Genomic DNA, 14,126 nt, shown 5'->3' with positions numbered 1-14,126 from the left:
CACCATATTTCGGTTGTCGCATCGAACGGTTCGCCCCGCACTTCGAGTGAGATGCAGGGCGCGCCAAGGGTTTTCGCCTGGATCGGCGAACGGCTAGAAGTCGCCGCCGCCGGAATCGCCGCCGCCGCCGAAGTCACCGCCGCCACCGGAGTCGCCGGCGCCGAAATCGCTGCCGCCGCCGAAGTCGTAGTCGCCGCCGCCTCCGCCCCACTCCTGGGGGCCGGGGTCGTAACCGCCGTAGCCGCCGGACTCCGGGGGCGGGCCGTATTCCGGGCCGCGGTCGCGCTCGTGTTCGCCTTCCATCCGGCCGAGTTCGTAGCCGAGCAGGCCGCCGCCCAGGGCGCCGCCGACCGCGCCGAGACCGGCCGCAGCGCCGGGGCTCATGCCGGGACGGCCACCGCCGTAGGGCGGCGGGGGCGGGGCGCCGTAGCCCGGGCCACCCTGGGCGTAGCCGCCGCCGAAACCACCGCCGCCGAACGGGGCGGGTGGGGGCTGCGGGGTGCCACGGCGACGGCGGACGAACGCGACGACCGCCGCGATGATGCCGCCGATGACCAGGATCGGGCACAGCAGGCCCAGCCAGCCCCAGCCGCTGCTCTTGCTCTCGGGCTTGGCGGCGGGCTGGTGCGCGGGGGCCGGGTTGCCGGCCTTGACATTGGTGGGCGCGGCCTGATCGGCGGCCGTCTTCAAAGCGCCCAGCGCCGCGATGGTCGCACCCGTGTAATCGCCGCTGCCGAGCGCGTTTCCGAAGGCGGTCCCCGCGGGCGTGGTGTCGCGGATGTGGGAATTCGCGCCGGTGCGGATGGTCAGCCACTTGGTCTTGGTATTGATGGCCAGCACCACGTCGGTCGGATTCTTGACGTGGGTCTGGGTCTCCGTGTCGAACTTGGCCCGATCGTCGGAGTACTTCTCGGTGGTGAAGATCTGCACCGGATCCGTCAGCTGCAGCGCGGCATTCGTCACCTTGGTGACATCGAGCACCTTGGAATCGTCGTGAACGGTGACCGGCCCGGCCGCGGCCGTACCCGTCGCCAGCAGGATCACCCCCGCCACCGCCGACAGCAGCAACAGCAAACGCTTGACCATCTGAACTTTCCTTCCCGGGCGACCTTTCTGCCGCCGCGGCATCGCCTGCGACACTACGACGTCCCCGCCTCGATCGCTGACCTCGAGCCTGTGCGCGGTATCGCAGGCCCCACCCGTTAACCCGGACCCCGTCCGCGACAATGGGGGTCGGGCGCGGGAAGGGAGTGCGGCGTGTCGACAGTGGTCCGGGCGACCATCAAACCCGGCAGCAAGAAGGGGCCCCTGGTCGAGATCCTCGATGACGGCGCGCTGCAGCTGTACGTGCGCGCCCCGGCGGTGGAGGGCAAGGCCAACAAGGCAGCCATCGAGCTGCTGGCCGCCCACTACGGCGTCCCCAAATCCGCGGTCCGCCTGGCCGGCGGCGCGACCTCCCGCTTCAAGCGCTTCGAAATCGACGACTGATCCCGGAGACTCAGACCGCGCCCGGAAAACCCAGCTGCCGCCAGGCCTCGTACACGGCGACGGCCGCGGCATTGGACAGATTCATCGAGCGCCGGCCCGGCAGCATCGGGATGCGCAGCTGCTCGGTGACGCGGGGATCGGCGAGCACCTCCTCGGGCAACCCGGTCGGCTCGGGCCCGAAGAGCAGCACATCGCCCGAGCGATAGGCGACATCGGTGCTGTGGGTGGTGGCCGTCGCGGTGAAGGCGAAGACCCGGTCGGGCCGAATGGCATCCCACGCGGCGGCGAGACTCTTGTGCACGGTGACAACGGCCAGGTCGTGGTAGTCCAACCCGGCCCGGCGTAGCTTCGGCTCGGATAGGTCGAAGCCGAGCGGTTCGATCAGGTGCAGTTCGCAGCCGGTACCGGCCGCCAGCCGAATGGCATTGCCGGTATTCGGGGGGATGCGAGGTTCGAAGAACACGAGATGGAACACGGGCTCCAGCATCGCAGAGGGCCGGATAAGCTCGTCCGGTGACTCCAGCCCATGCCGCACCCGAGAGCCGTAGCAGTCGCGCGGGGGAGTTCGTCCGGGGCAATCTGCCCATACTGCTGGTAGCGGTGGTGCTGGTGGTGGCCGTGGTCTTCCTGGCCTGGGACCGCTGGCGGCGCGGCACCTTCTTCTTCGGCGGCGGGACGCTGCTGGCGGCGGCACTGCGGCTGATTCTGCCGACCGACCGGGCCGGTCTGCTCGCGGTGCGCAGCAAGGGTTTCGACGTCGCCTGGCTGACGGTGCTGGGCGGCGCGATCATCACGCTGGCCGCGACCATCAGCAGCCTCGGCGTCACCTAGACCGCGCCGAGGTCGGGGCCGCGACCGGAGTCGCGGCACTGAATGTTCGATCGGAGGGTGGCCGCGAACCCGCGGCGCTGGGGGATTGCTAGACCGAGGTTATGCGGCGGCCGAGCTCACGGCGCAACACTTCCTGGTCCGGGAGTCTGTGCAGGACACGGAGTATGGCCGGGCGAAGTTCACGCTGCTCGTCCTCGGAGAGCAGATCGACGAGATCGCGGAGATCCATGTCATCGAATGCGGCGGTCATGCCTGAATACATTACGTGTGCCGAGCCTTGCGCACACGCATTCCGGGCCGTCGGTTACGGAGGTGTCATGTATGTGAAACCGGAAGCGCGTCACGGCAATTCGCGCGAAACTGACACGATACGCGGGGTAACGCGCCTCCGGTGAGGCAGCGGAGATACAGCGGACGGGCAGCGTTGTTTCAGCGGTCCGACTCGCGCTGGGCGCGGGCCAGATCCATCGTCTCGAGCATGAGTTTGCCGACCGCCTCGGTCTCGGTCAGGAACCCGTCGTGGCCGTCCCGGGACCGGATGATCTCCAGCCCCTTGGAACCCGGCAGCAGATCGGCCAGCTCCTGCAGGGTACGCAGCGGGAACAGCCGATCCGAGTCCACCCCGCCGACCACGCACGGCACCGGCGTGGACCCCAGCGCCGCCGCGATACCGCCGCGGCCACGGCCCACATCGTGGCGGTTCATGGCCTCGGTGAGCAGCACATAGGTGGCCGGGTCGAACCGCGAGATCAGCTTGTCGGCCTGGTACTCCAGATAGCTCTGCACCGCGTAACGCCCACCCGCCCACGGGTCCTCATCACCCTGGGCATGGTTCTCGAAGCGGTGGTCGAGCTCGAACTCGGTGCGGTAGGTCAGGTGCGCGATGCGCCGGGCGATGCCCATGCCGGTCATCGGGGCGCGCCCGGTGCCGTGGTAGTTGCCGCCCTGCCAGTCCGGATCGGCCGTGATGGCGGCGATCTGGGTGGTCTGGGTGCCGATCTGGTCGGCGGTGCCGCGCGGGCCGACCGCCAGCACCAGGGCCGCCCCGACCCGCTCGGGCCGGGCGATCATCCATTCCAGCACCCGCATGCCGCCCATGGAGCCGCCCACCACGGCGGCCAGGCGGTCGATGCCGAGCAGGTCGAACAGCGTGATTTCGGAGGTCACCTGATCGCGGATGGAGATCTCGGGAAACCTTGCGCCCCAAGGCTTTCCGTCCGCGGCCAGCGAGGACGGCCCGGTGCTGCCCTTGCAGCCGCCGAGCACATTGGTGGCGATGACGCACCACTCGCGGGTGTCCACCGGCGCGCCGGGACCCACGATGCCGTCCCACCAGCCGGCCTGGCCGTGGTGCACGTCGGCGGGGCCCACCACGTGCGAATCACCGGTCAGCGCGTGCTCCACGAGCACCACGTTGTCCGCGTTCGCCGATAGTTCGCCCCACCGCTGCACAGCCAGCGTGACATCGGGAATGACGGCTCCGGTCTCGAGCTCGATATCCCCGATGGCAATGCTGCCGAGCGTCCCGTCGGGCGGCGGCAGCAGCAGCTCCGCCGCGTGCCGGGACGTGCTCGATTCGATGTTCACGGTCAACTTGCCGCCGCCGTCAGTCCGGCGCGCAGATCCGCCAGGATGTCGCCGATCCCCTCGATACCCACGGCCAACCGGACCAGACCAGGGGTGACGCCGGAAGCCAGTTGCTCGGCCGGCGTCAGCTGGGAATGCGTGGTGGAGGCCGGGTGGATGACGAGCGAGCGCACGTCCCCGATGTTAGCGACATGGCTGTGCAGCACCAGCGCCTCCACGAACTTCTTGCCGGCGTCCACGCCGCCGGCCAGCTCGAAGGAGACGATGGCGCCGACGCCCTTGGGCGCCAGCTGTTTGCCCCGCTCGAACCACGGGGAGCTGGGCAGCCCCGCGTAGTAGACCTTCTCGACGCCGGGCTGCCCGGCCAGGAACTCGGCCACCGCCTGGGCGTTGGCCACGTGCCGCTCGACGCGCAGGCTCAGCGTCTCGATGCCCTGCGCGATGAGGAAGGCGTTGAACGGCGACACCGCCGCGCCCAGATCGCGCAGCAGCTGCACCCGCGCCTTGAGCGCGTAGGCCGGCGCGCCGAGATCGGCGAATACGGCGCCGTGGTAGCTGGGATCCGGGGTGGTGAAACCCGGGAAGCGGGACTCGCCCGCCGCGTCCCGCACGGTCCAGTCGAAGTTGCCGCCGTCCACGATCACGCCCGCGACCGCGGAGCCGTGGCCGCCCAGGTACTTGGTGGCCGAGTGCACGACGATGTCCGCGCCCAGCCGCAGCGGCTGGATCAGGTAAGGCGTGGCGACGGTGTTGTCCACGATCAGCGGCACGCCCGCCGCGTGCGCGACCTCGGCGATGCCCGGGATGTCGAGCACCGAGCTGCTCGGATTGGCGACCGTTTCCCCGTAGAACGCCTTGGTGTTGGGCCGCACGGCCGCGCGCCACTGCTCGAGATCGTCCGGGTCCTCGACGAAGCTCACCTCGATGCCCAGCTTGGGCAGCGAATAGTGCAGCAGGTTGTAGGTGCCGCCGTACAGGTGCGGGCTGGCCACGATGTGGTCGCCGGCCTGCGCCAGATTCAGGATCGCGTAGGTTTCCGCGGCCTGACCGGAAGCCAGCAGCAGCGCGGCCACACCGCCCTCGAGCGCGGCGATGCGCTGCTCCACCGCGTCCTGGGTGGGGTTCATGATGCGGGTGTAGATATTGCCCGGCTCGGCGAGCCCGAACAGCGCGGCGGCGTGATCGGTGTCGCGGAAGGCGTAGGAGGTGGTCTGGTAGATGGGCAGGGCGCGGGCTCCGGTGGCCGGATCGGGAGCCTGTCCGGCGTGAATCTGCTTGGTCTCGAAGGACCAGCCGGCCGGATCCAGGGCGCCGTCAGCCGAGACGGCCGCGGGCGCGGTCGAGTCACTCATGTGTTCTGCTCCAAAAACAAGGTCGCCGAATGGCGGAAGTTTGACGTTATCGAGAGGCGAATGGGCTTCGACAACAACACATTTCGGTAGACCTCCTAGTTGCGCTTGCGTTCGGCCTTCGAACGCCCGGTCTGCACCCGTAGCACCCCGCCGCAGCTGGAGGGTTGCCGATCAGCAAGCCGGGGCCTTAACGCTGATGCTCTTGACCTGTTGCGCGATTCTAGCGGGCGGACGCCGCTGTTTCGGAAGTGGGGCTGGCCACAGCGGGCCCCGCGCAGGTGCGCACGAATTCGTGATAGGCGCCGACCACGGCCTCCGCCATGCGGCGCGGTGACTCGATCAGACGCTCGTCGGCGAAGCCGGAATCGAAGTCCGATTCGGTGCCGGCCCGCATGATGGCGTGGAAGGTGCCGAGCAGCAATCGAACTCGCAGATCCGCGACGGTGGTGCCGAGGCGGTCGGCCAGCACCTGCGCGGTCTGCTCGGTCTTGTTCTCGGTGGCGGCCATGCTGCACGCCCGCACCGCGGCGGTGGACCGGATGATGCGCTGCATCTGCTGGAACCAGCGGAAGGGCAGCGGTTCGTCGTGGTCGACGACACGGTCCACGATGGACAGGAAGCTGTCCAGCAGCGCTTTCAGTTCGTTGCCGGTGCTCGGCTGCTCGCGCAGCGCGTCCGCGTGTGCCCGCGCCCAGTCGGCGATGGGCGCGATGACGATGTCTTCCTTGCTGTCGAAATACCGGTTCACGGTGCGCGGCGAGACGTCGGCCTCGTCGGCGATCTGTTCCACGGTGGTGGCGTCGAAGCCCTGGTCGTCGCACAGCCTCAGGGCGACGTCGATGATCCGCGCCCGGGTCTGTTCCTTCTTCCGCTCACGCAGGCCCGGCCGGTGACGTGCGATCACACCGAGGTGAGTTGACAACTCCGACATACCTCCATGGTAAGGGTTCGATCGCTTCTCGTGTCCCATTATGCCAACTGTCGTAGTGCGACAAATTTCCCTTGACGCCAATTGGCCGCAGGGGTCAAGATGGTCGAGGGTGTCCCGGACCGTCCGTGAGGAGACGACATGACCGCCGCGACCACAACACTCGAAGACCGATCACAAAGCTCGGACCGGCGCGGAGCCGCGCGCTGGTGGGCCCTGGGCGTACTCGCCATGGCCCAGCTGATGGTGGTGCTGGACGCCACCATCGTCACCATCTCCATGCCGTTCGCCCAGCGTGACCTGGGCATCAGCGACGGCGACCGGCAGTGGGTGCTCACCGCCTACACGCTGATCTTCGGCGGCCTGCTGCTGCTCGGCGGCCGCCTCGCCGACTACCTGGGCCGCCGCCGCATGTTCCTGATCGGCCTGGTCGGCTTCGCCGGGGCGTCGGCGCTGGCCGGGCTCGCGCAGAACGGCGCGGAACTCTTCGCCGGGCGCGGGCTGCAGGGCGCGTTCGCCGCCCTGCTCGCGCCGGCCGCGCTGTCACTGGTGTCGGTCACCTTCACCGAGGCCAAGGAGCGCGCTCGCGCCTTCGGCGTCTTCGCGGGTGTGTCCGCGGGTGGCGCGGCCATCGGCCTGATCGTGGGCGGCGCGCTCACCGAATACGCCAACTGGCGCTGGTGCCTGCTGGTCAACACCCCGATCGCGCTGATCGCCTTCCTGGGCGCGCTCGCCTTCGTGGTCCGGGACGTGCCCGCGCCGCGCACCGGCGGCTACGACCTGCCCGGCGCGGTGACCGCCACGCTCGGCCTGGTCTCGGTGGTCTACGGCTTCAGCCGCGCGGCCTCCGACGGCTGGACCGCGAGCACCACCCTGGCCCTGCTGATCGCGGGCGTCGCGTTGCTGGCCGCCTTCGTCGCCATCGAGCGGCGGTCGTCGAATCCGCTACTGCCGCTGCGTATTCCGGGGGAGATCAACCGGGGCGGCTCGTTCCTGGTGGCGCTGCTGCTGCCGATCGCCATGTTCGCCATGTTCATCAACATGAGCTACTACTTCCAGATCACGCTGGGCTGGTCGGCGCTGAAGGCGGGGGTGGCGTTCCTGCCCTTCCCGATCGGCATCGTCGTCTCCGCGGGCGTCGCGAGCGGGCTGCTGCCGCGGATCGGGCCGCGGCCGCTCATGATCACCGGTTCGGTGCTGGGCATGGCCGGGCTGCTGTACCTGTCGCGGCTGAGCTTCGGGGACAGCTACGCCGGGGGCGTGCTGCCGGCAGTGATTCTTATCGCGCTCGGCATGGGCGGGCTGTTCGTGGCCATGCAGACCACGGCGCTGCATCAGGTCGAGGAGCGTGACTCCGGTGTCGCGAGTGCGCTGCTCAATGCCGCGCAGCAGGTGGGCGGTGCGATCGGCACCGCGCTGCTGTCGACGATCGCGGTGCAGGTGGCCGAGCGGTTCGCGAAGAACAATCCGGGCGTCGACCACGTGATGGCCCGGGCCGCGATTCATTCCTATGACATCGCGTTCCTGATCGGCGCGGGATTCTTCCTGGTGACCATTCCGATCATCGCGTTCATGGTCCGGGACAAGCCGGAGAATCTGCTCGAAGGTTCCGAGCACGTGCACGTGGGAGTCTGACTACCGGCTATTCACCCGCGGGTCGCGGCAACATATATCCCGCGGTCCGCGGGTTTGGGGGTTGCCGCGGGCCGCGGGTTTTCGCATCCTGGAAAGTGCGTAAAGTCACGCGAAAAGCTACTTATCGGTAACCGCACTGAATCCCGCACAGCGGGGGCCACCCGAGCGGTGAGATCGATAGCAGCAGTACGCTTGTCTTGCTTGACGCCACAGCGTACGTGGACTTGGCACCACAGGTCCCGTGCCGAGCGCCATGCGTATACGTTGTCTGTTGAACAGCTGGGGTCCGCTACAAGCGGTGCTCACCGGCCGTGCAATGGGAGCACCACCTTCCTAGGAGGACACGAAGATCCATGTCCAAGATCAAGGTTGAAGGGACCGTCGTCGAACTCGATGGCGACGAGATGACCCGGATCATCTGGCAGTTCATCAAGGACAAACTGATCAACCCGTATCTCGATGTGAACCTCGAGTATTACGACCTCGGCATCGAGTATCGCGACAAGACCGATGATCAGGTGACCATCGACGCCGCCAACGCCATCAAGAAGCACGGCGTGGGTGTGAAGTGCGCGACGATCACCCCCGATGAGGCCCGCGTCACGGAGTTCGGTCTGAAGAAGATGTGGCGGTCGCCGAACGGCACCATCCGCAACATCCTCGGCGGCACCATCTTCCGCGCGCCGATCATCATCTCCAATGTGCCGCGTCTGGTTCCGGGCTGGACCAAGCCGATCATCATCGGCCGCCACGCCTTCGGCGACCAGTACCGCGCCACCGATTTCAAGGTGCACCAGGCGGGCACCGTCACCCTGACCTTCACGCCCGAGGACGGCTCCGAGCCGATCCAGCACGAGGTCGTCCGCATGCCGGAAGACGGCGGCGTGATCATGGGCATGTACAACTTCAAGGACTCGATCCGGGACTTCGCGCGGGCCTCGCTGAACTACGGCCTGCAGCAGAACTACCCGGTGTACATGTCGACCAAGAACACCATCCTCAAGGCCTACGACGGCATGTTCAAGGACACCTTCCAGGAGGTGTACGAGACCGAGTTCAAGGACGAGTTCGACGCGGCCGGCCTCACCTACGAGCACCGCCTGATCGACGACATGGTCGCCTCCGCGCTCAAGTGGGAGGGCGGCTACGTCTGGGCCTGCAAGAACTACGACGGCGACGTGCAGTCCGACACCGTGGCGCAGGGCTTCGGCTCGCTGGGTCTGATGACCTCCGTGCTGCTCACCCCGGACGGCCGCACCTGTGAGGCCGAGGCGGCGCACGGCACCGTGACCCGGCACTACCGTCAGCACCAGCAGGGCAAGCCCACCTCCACCAACCCGATCGCCTCGATCTTCGCGTGGACGCGTGGCCTGGCCCACCGCGGCAAGCTGGACAACACCCCCGAGGTGATCGGCTTCGCCCAGACGCTCGAGGATGTCGTCATCAAGACGGTCGAGTCCGGCCAGATGACCAAGGACCTCGCGCTGCTGGTCGGCGGCGACCAGGGCTACCTGACCACCGAGGAGTTCCTCGGCGTGCTGGACGCCAACCTGGCTCGCGAGCTGCGCTAGAAAAGAAGTTCCCAACCCTCGGGACTCTCAGGGGCAAGCCCCCGAAACCCCAAGGGCAAGAGGTTGTTCAGGGGCCACCCCTGAAACCCCAGGAGCGCAAGCTCCCACGCGCCGACCAACGTGAACAGCGCGAAGCGGTGAAGATGGCGGCCGGGACCACAGTCCCGGCCAGGACCATCCACCGCGCCACACGGGCACCTGCCCCCACCGGAACCGGTGGGTGGGCGGGTGCCCGAACTGTTTTCGGGGTTCTCCCGGCCGTGATCACGAAACGTTCACACGGTCCTTGCAAGCATGGCCGCGTGTCAACGGGTTAACGCACCCGGCCGGACGGTCAATACCCCTGTGACAGACGGGGTTCGGCCGCGGTACGCGCGGCGGCGAAGGAGGAGCGATGACGGCGATCGGTGGCGAGCTGCGCACTGTGGTGCGGGGCCGGGTCCTGGTACCCGGGGACGAGGGTTTCGAACAGGCGAGCACCCCGTGGAATCTCGCGGTGCGGCAGCGGGTTTCGGCGGTGGTGGAGGTCGCGGACGCGGCGGACGCCGCGGCGCTGGTGCGGTTCGCGGCGGCGGCCGAGCTGCCGCTGAGCACGCGGGCGACGGGGCACAGCCCCTCCACGGCGGCGGACGGGACCGTGCTGGTGACCACCCGGGCGCTGGACGGGATCGAGATCGACGCCGCGGCGCGGATGGCACGGGTGCAGGCGGGGGTGGCCTGGCAGCCGGTGCTGGAGCGGGCCGCCGCGCACGGATTGGCCGGAGCCTGCGGTAGTTCCGCGGTGGTCGGGGTGACCGGGTACACGCTGGGCGGCGGTGTCGGCTGGTTCGCGCGCAGCCGCGGCTACGCCGCGCACGCGGTGCGAGCGCTGGAGGTGGTGACCGCGGACGGCGATCAGCGCCGCGTGACCGCGGACGCCGAGCCCGACCTGTTCTGGGCACTGCGTGGCGGCGGTGGCGATTTCGCGCTGGTGACCGGCATGGAATTCGAATTGTTCGACGCGACCGAGCTTTTCGGCGGGCGCATACTGTGGCCGGCCGAGCGGACCGAGGCGGTCGTCGCGGCCTTCCGGCAGGCCACCGCGGAAGCCGAAGAGGGACTGAGCCTTTGGCTGACTCTCCTGCAATTCCCGCCGTTCCCCGAGATTCCCGAGATGCTGCGCGGCCGGGCCATGGTGGCCGTGGACGTGGTCGCGCTGGGCGCGGTCACCGGTCCGCTGCGGTTGTTCGACGAGATTCCGGGTGCGGTGCTGGACACCCGCCGGCCGCTGGATGCCGCGCAGGTCGGCGGCGTCTGCATGGAGCCGACCGACCCCAGCCCTGCCCGGGTGCGCGGTGAGCTGCTCACCGAGTTCTCCGCACGGGTGAGCGACGCGCTGCTGGCCGCCGCGCCGCAGGGCGGGGTGGGGCCGCTCGCGCTGGTCCAGGTCCGGCACCTGGGTGGCGCGCTGACCCGGCCGCGCGCCGACGCGGGCTGTGCGGGCGGGATCGCCGAGCCGTACCTGTTGTCGCTGCTCGGCCCCGCGCCGACCGCGGACGTCGAGGCGGCCGTCGTCGAGCGCAGTGACACCGTGGTGGATGCGCTGCGTCCGTACCTGAGTGGCCGGAAACCGTTCACCTACTTGGATTCCGGCGAGACCCCGGCCGCGGTCTTCGATCCGGTCACGCTGGCGCGATTGCTGGAGATCAAGGACCGGTTCGACCCGGATGGCTTGTTCCGCAGCAACTTTCCCGTCATTCCGCCGCTCGGCGAGGCGGATCCCTGCCGGGTCGCCGCACCGGTCACGGTCTGACCGGGGGCGCGCGGGCCGCCCGCCGGGACCAGCGTCCCGGCGGGCGCGTGGCGTGGGCCGGCCCATGATCCGGGCCGGTCGGTGAGTGAAATCACCGGACCGGAGGGTACCGGGACCGTTCGCCACTGTGTTGCGCTTGGTTGTGCCCGAATCCGTCTCCGCCGCCACCACCGCATCCGTCGCCGACGGGTTGAGCCCCGACGGGGCGCACCGTCCCGTCGGCTCCGCGCCCGAGGCCGTCGGCTCGGTGCTCGGGACCGTCGGCTCCGCGCCCGAGGCTGTCAGCTCCACGTCCGGGGCTGTCAGTTCCGCGCCCGAGGCGGGGCCACGCGAGCGGTGGCATGTGCCCGCCATGCTGGCGCTGGCCCTGGGCGGGTTCGGGATCGGTACCACCGAATTCGTCACCATGGGTTTGCTGCCCGATATCGCCGGCTCCATGAAGGTCTCCGAACCGGCTGCCGGACACATTGTTTCGGCCTACGCGCTCGGTGTGGTCGTCGGTGCGCCGGTGATCGCGGCGCTGTGCGCGCGGGTCCCGCGCAAACGGCTGCTGATGGCATTGATGGCGGCATTCACGCTGGGCAATGCGGCCAGCGTGATCGCGCCCGGCTTCGCGACGCTGACCGTGGCGCGGTTCGTCTCGGGCCTGCCGCACGGCGCGTACTTCGGTGTGGCGTCGCTGGCGGCGGCCTCGCTGGCGCCGGTGGGGCAGCGAGCCAAGGCGGTTGCCGCAGTTATGCTGGGCCTGAGCGCCGCCAATGTCGTCGGCGTTCCTGCGGCCACCTGGCTGGGCCAGAACCTCGGCTGGCGGAACGCTTTCGTGGTGGTCGCCGTGATCGGCATCGCGACCGTCGCCGCCATCTCCCGCTTCGTGCCGGACCTGCACGGCATTCGCATGACCGACCCCCGCACCGAACTGACGGCCCTGCGCCGCCCCCAGGTGCTGCTCACCCTGCTGGTCGGCGCCGTCGGCTTCGGCGGCATGTTCGCGGTCTACACCTACATCACCACCACTCTCACCGATGTGGCCGGCCTCCGCGTCGGCCTGGTTCCGTTGGTTCTCATGCTCTTCGGCCTGGGCATGGTCGCGGGCAATATCGCCGGCGGCGTCCTCGCCGACCGCGGCGTGGATCGCGCGATCCTCGTCTCCCTGCTGGCCATGGTGGTGATCCTCGCCGGATACGTTGTGGCAGCGCACAATCCCTATACCGCGGCCGTCGGCGCCTTCCTGGTCGGTGCGTCCGGCGCGGCCCTGGCCCCCGCCCTGCAGACCCGTTTGATGGACGTGGCCCATGACGCCCAGACCCTCGCCGCCGCCCTCAACCACGCGGCACTGAATATCGCGAACGCGGCAGGTGCGTGGCTGGGCGGCCTGGTGATCGCCGCGGGGCTGGGATACACCGCGCCCACCGCCGTTGGCGCCGGTCTCGCGGTCCTCGGCACGCTGCTGTTCGCGCTGACCGTGGTTGCGGCGCGGCGCGGCAGTGCGCTGCCGCATTGACGCGGTGCGCCGGCCAGAAATAACATCGCCCACGATGTATCTGGTCCGCGTTCACATCCATCACCCCGAGCGGTATCGGCGGCCGGGGCTCAGGCAGGAGACTTGTCTTATGTCACCGAAATCCGCGGGATTGAAGAAGGTGCTGCGGGCCGCCGGTCAAGCGGCTCTGGGAGCCACGCTCCTCGCGGCTGGAACGGGTCACCTGACCTTCGAGCGCAAGGAGTTCCGGGCGCAGGTCCCGCACTGGCTGCGACTGGATCCCGACTTCGTCGTCGTCACGTCCGGTGTCGTCGAGATCGGACTCGGCGGGGCCTTGCTCGGTACCTGGAAGCAGCCTGCACGGGCCGTCGTCGGCGCTACGACAGCCGCCTTCTTTGTCGCGATCTTTCCCGGCAACATCGCACAACTGGTCAATCGCGCTGACGCCTTCGGTCTCGACACCGACACCAAACGCGCGGTGCGGCTGCTCTTTCAGCCGCTTCTCGTGGCCGGGGCGCTCGCAGCGACCGACGCCCGCGGAATTCTGCGCCGGGGCGAACGGTGAGATCGAGATAGCACCCGTGGGCCGTGGAAATGTCTGCGGCACACCGACCATCGGCAACCAGAACATCCGGCTCGATGACCGCGTCATGACCGACTCCGGCTGGTTCTGCAGCGCCTGTTTGTACAACTCCGAGACATAGTCTCGCCCGCTGTCCCGGTGCGGGCCGGACTCCGGCCCACAACCCCGGCGCGAACATACACGATTGTATGTAAGTGTAAGATCCCACCATGACCAGCTCCGCCGTCTCGAAACCCCCGCGCCGCACCCAGGAACAGCGCAGCAGCGAGACCCGGACGCGACTGCTGGACGCCACCATCGACTGCCTCGTCGAATACGGCTACGCCGGGACGACGACGCCGCGGGTGGCCGAGCGCGCGGGCGTGACCCGGGGCGCGCAGGTGCATCATTTCGGTTCCAAGAGCGAGCTGGTGGTCGCGGCGATCAGTCATCTGGCGCAGCGGCGCACCGAGGCGGCCATGCAGGAGATCCGGCGGGTCCGCAGCGGCGACGATCCGATCGGCGCCACCCTGGAGGCCATGTGGGAGCTGCATCAGGGCCCGCTGTTCATCGCGGCCATCGAACTGTGGGTGGCCAGCCGCACGGATCGGGTGCTCGCGGTCGAGATGGAGAAGGTCGAGCCGTTCGTGAACAACGCGGTGCTGCTGGCCGTCGCGCAGTTGGTGCCGAATGAGCTGGACCGCAAGAACGTTCGCGATTTCGCCTACACCGCGATGGACACGCTGCGCGGAATCCTGGTGACCAACTTCATTTCTCCCGATCCCGAGCGGGCGCACCGGCGCTGGCTGCGGGCCTCGGCGCAGTTGCGCCTGGCGGCCGAGGCGCGGATGCCCGACTTCCGGATCGCCGGCGAATAGCTGATCGATCCGGCCCGAAGGC

14 protein-coding genes and 1 riboswitch are annotated in these 14,126 nt (G+C 68.9%); of the genes, 8 read left to right on the top strand and 6 right to left on the bottom strand.

Annotated elements, in window-relative coordinates:
• Window positions 1–93: 93 nt before the first annotated feature.
• Window positions 94–1,086, bottom strand: coding sequence for a hypothetical protein (locus ABZV44_RS00570; RefSeq protein WP_354830249.1), 993 nt, complete (start codon window positions 1,084–1,086; stop codon window positions 94–96).
• A gap of 171 nt (window positions 1,087–1,257) precedes the next feature.
• Between ABZV44_RS00570 and ABZV44_RS00565 the strand changes: the two genes are divergently transcribed.
• On the top strand, window positions 1,258–1,488 hold the full coding sequence (locus ABZV44_RS00565) for a DUF167 domain-containing protein (protein WP_354830248.1): 231 nt from the start codon (window positions 1,258–1,260) through the stop codon (window positions 1,486–1,488).
• Between the two features lie 10 nt (window positions 1,489–1,498).
• On the opposite strand, the gene ABZV44_RS00560 is transcribed toward ABZV44_RS00565, so the two are convergent.
• Complete coding sequence (locus ABZV44_RS00560; RefSeq protein ID WP_354830247.1) at window positions 1,499–1,963, bottom strand: tRNA (cytidine(34)-2'-O)-methyltransferase; 465 nt, start codon at window positions 1,961–1,963, stop codon at window positions 1,499–1,501.
• Window positions 1,964–2,001: 38 nt separating this feature from the next.
• Here ABZV44_RS00560 and ABZV44_RS00555 point away from each other — a divergent pair, with 38 nt between their 5' ends.
• On the top strand, window positions 2,002–2,319 hold the full coding sequence (locus tag ABZV44_RS00555; protein ID WP_354830246.1) for a DUF3017 domain-containing protein: 318 nt from the start codon (window positions 2,002–2,004) through the stop codon (window positions 2,317–2,319).
• A gap of 88 nt (window positions 2,320–2,407) precedes the next feature.
• Here the strand turns inward: ABZV44_RS00555 and ABZV44_RS00550 are convergent, their stop codons facing one another.
• The 4 genes from ABZV44_RS00550 to ABZV44_RS00535 form a co-directional block, all read right to left on the bottom strand.
• Window positions 2,408–2,569: a hypothetical protein gene (locus ABZV44_RS00550; RefSeq protein ID WP_167659831.1), complete on the bottom strand. Its 162-nt coding sequence runs from the start codon at window positions 2,567–2,569 to the stop codon at window positions 2,408–2,410.
• 179 nt (window positions 2,570–2,748) lie between these two features.
• Window positions 2,749–3,912, bottom strand: a complete 1,164-nt coding sequence (locus ABZV44_RS00545; protein WP_354830245.1) for a homoserine O-acetyltransferase — start codon at window positions 3,910–3,912, stop codon at window positions 2,749–2,751.
• Window positions 3,909–5,258 carry a bifunctional o-acetylhomoserine/o-acetylserine sulfhydrylase gene (locus tag ABZV44_RS00540; protein ID WP_354830243.1) on the bottom strand — a complete coding sequence of 450 codons (1,350 nt, stop codon included), beginning with the start codon at window positions 5,256–5,258 and terminating at the stop codon, window positions 3,909–3,911. The genes ABZV44_RS00545 and ABZV44_RS00540 overlap by 4 nt, the downstream gene beginning before the upstream one ends.
• A 96-nt stretch (window positions 5,259–5,354) precedes the next feature.
• Window positions 5,355–5,466, bottom strand: a riboswitch (SAM riboswitch).
• 12 nt (window positions 5,467–5,478) lie between these two features.
• Window positions 5,479–6,189 (bottom strand): TetR family transcriptional regulator, encoded by a 711-nt coding sequence (locus ABZV44_RS00535; protein ID WP_354830241.1) that lies wholly within the window; start codon window positions 6,187–6,189, stop codon window positions 5,479–5,481.
• Between the two features lie 138 nt (window positions 6,190–6,327).
• On the opposite strand from ABZV44_RS00535, the gene ABZV44_RS00530 reads away from it, so the two are divergent.
• From ABZV44_RS00530 to ABZV44_RS00505, 6 genes are all read left to right on the top strand, one after another.
• Window positions 6,328–7,821 carry an MFS transporter gene (locus tag ABZV44_RS00530; protein ID WP_354830240.1) on the top strand — a complete coding sequence of 498 codons (1,494 nt, stop codon included), beginning with the start codon at window positions 6,328–6,330 and terminating at the stop codon, window positions 7,819–7,821.
• A gap of 353 nt (window positions 7,822–8,174) precedes the next feature.
• Window positions 8,175–9,392: an NADP-dependent isocitrate dehydrogenase gene (locus ABZV44_RS00525; RefSeq protein ID WP_354830238.1), complete on the top strand. Its 1,218-nt coding sequence runs from the start codon at window positions 8,175–8,177 to the stop codon at window positions 9,390–9,392.
• A 394-nt stretch (window positions 9,393–9,786) separates the two neighbouring features.
• A complete protein-coding gene (locus tag ABZV44_RS00520) occupies window positions 9,787–11,184 on the top strand; it encodes an FAD-binding oxidoreductase (RefSeq protein ID WP_354830236.1) in 1,398 nt (465 codons plus the stop codon).
• A gap of 343 nt (window positions 11,185–11,527) precedes the next feature.
• Complete coding sequence (locus tag ABZV44_RS00515; protein ID WP_354831581.1) at window positions 11,528–12,685, top strand: MFS transporter; 1,158 nt, start codon at window positions 11,528–11,530, stop codon at window positions 12,683–12,685.
• A 109-nt stretch (window positions 12,686–12,794) separates the two neighbouring features.
• Window positions 12,795–13,229 (top strand): hypothetical protein, encoded by a 435-nt coding sequence (locus ABZV44_RS00510; protein WP_354831579.1) that lies wholly within the window; start codon window positions 12,795–12,797, stop codon window positions 13,227–13,229.
• A gap of 227 nt (window positions 13,230–13,456) precedes the next feature.
• Window positions 13,457–14,104 carry a TetR/AcrR family transcriptional regulator gene (locus ABZV44_RS00505; RefSeq protein ID WP_354830235.1) on the top strand — a complete coding sequence of 216 codons (648 nt, stop codon included), beginning with the start codon at window positions 13,457–13,459 and terminating at the stop codon, window positions 14,102–14,104.
• Window positions 14,105–14,126 lie beyond the last annotated feature (22 nt).

The sequence above is a fragment of the Nocardia sp. NPDC004860 genome (assembly GCF_040609015.1).
GTDB lineage: Bacteria > Actinomycetota > Actinomycetes > Mycobacteriales > Mycobacteriaceae > Nocardia.
Note: the sequence above shows the minus strand (reverse complement) of the source record. Positions and strands in the feature narration are given on the sequence as shown.

Bases quoted from the DNA above. Each gene is read 5' to 3' on its own strand.
- ABZV44_RS00570 (WP_354830249.1), bottom strand. From the start codon at position 1,086: ATGGTCAAGCGTTTGCTGTTGCTGCTGTCGGCGGTGGCGGGGGTGATC.
- ABZV44_RS00550 (WP_167659831.1), bottom strand. From the start codon at position 2,569: ATGACCGCCGCATTCGATGACATGGATCTCCGCGATCTCGTCGATCTG.
- ABZV44_RS00540 (WP_354830243.1), bottom strand. From the start codon at position 5,258: ATGAGTGACTCGACCGCGCCCGCGGCCGTCTCGGCTGACGGCGCCCTG.
- ABZV44_RS00535 (WP_354830241.1), bottom strand. From the start codon at position 6,189: ATGTCGGAGTTGTCAACTCACCTCGGTGTGATCGCACGTCACCGGCCG.
- ABZV44_RS00530 (WP_354830240.1), top strand. From the start codon at position 6,328: ATGACCGCCGCGACCACAACACTCGAAGACCGATCACAAAGCTCGGAC.
- ABZV44_RS00525 (WP_354830238.1), top strand. From the start codon at position 8,175: ATGTCCAAGATCAAGGTTGAAGGGACCGTCGTCGAACTCGATGGCGAC.
- ABZV44_RS00520 (WP_354830236.1), top strand. From the start codon at position 9,787: ATGACGGCGATCGGTGGCGAGCTGCGCACTGTGGTGCGGGGCCGGGTC.
- ABZV44_RS00510 (WP_354831579.1), top strand. From the start codon at position 12,795: ATGTCACCGAAATCCGCGGGATTGAAGAAGGTGCTGCGGGCCGCCGGT.
- ABZV44_RS00505 (WP_354830235.1), top strand. From the start codon at position 13,457: ATGACCAGCTCCGCCGTCTCGAAACCCCCGCGCCGCACCCAGGAACAG.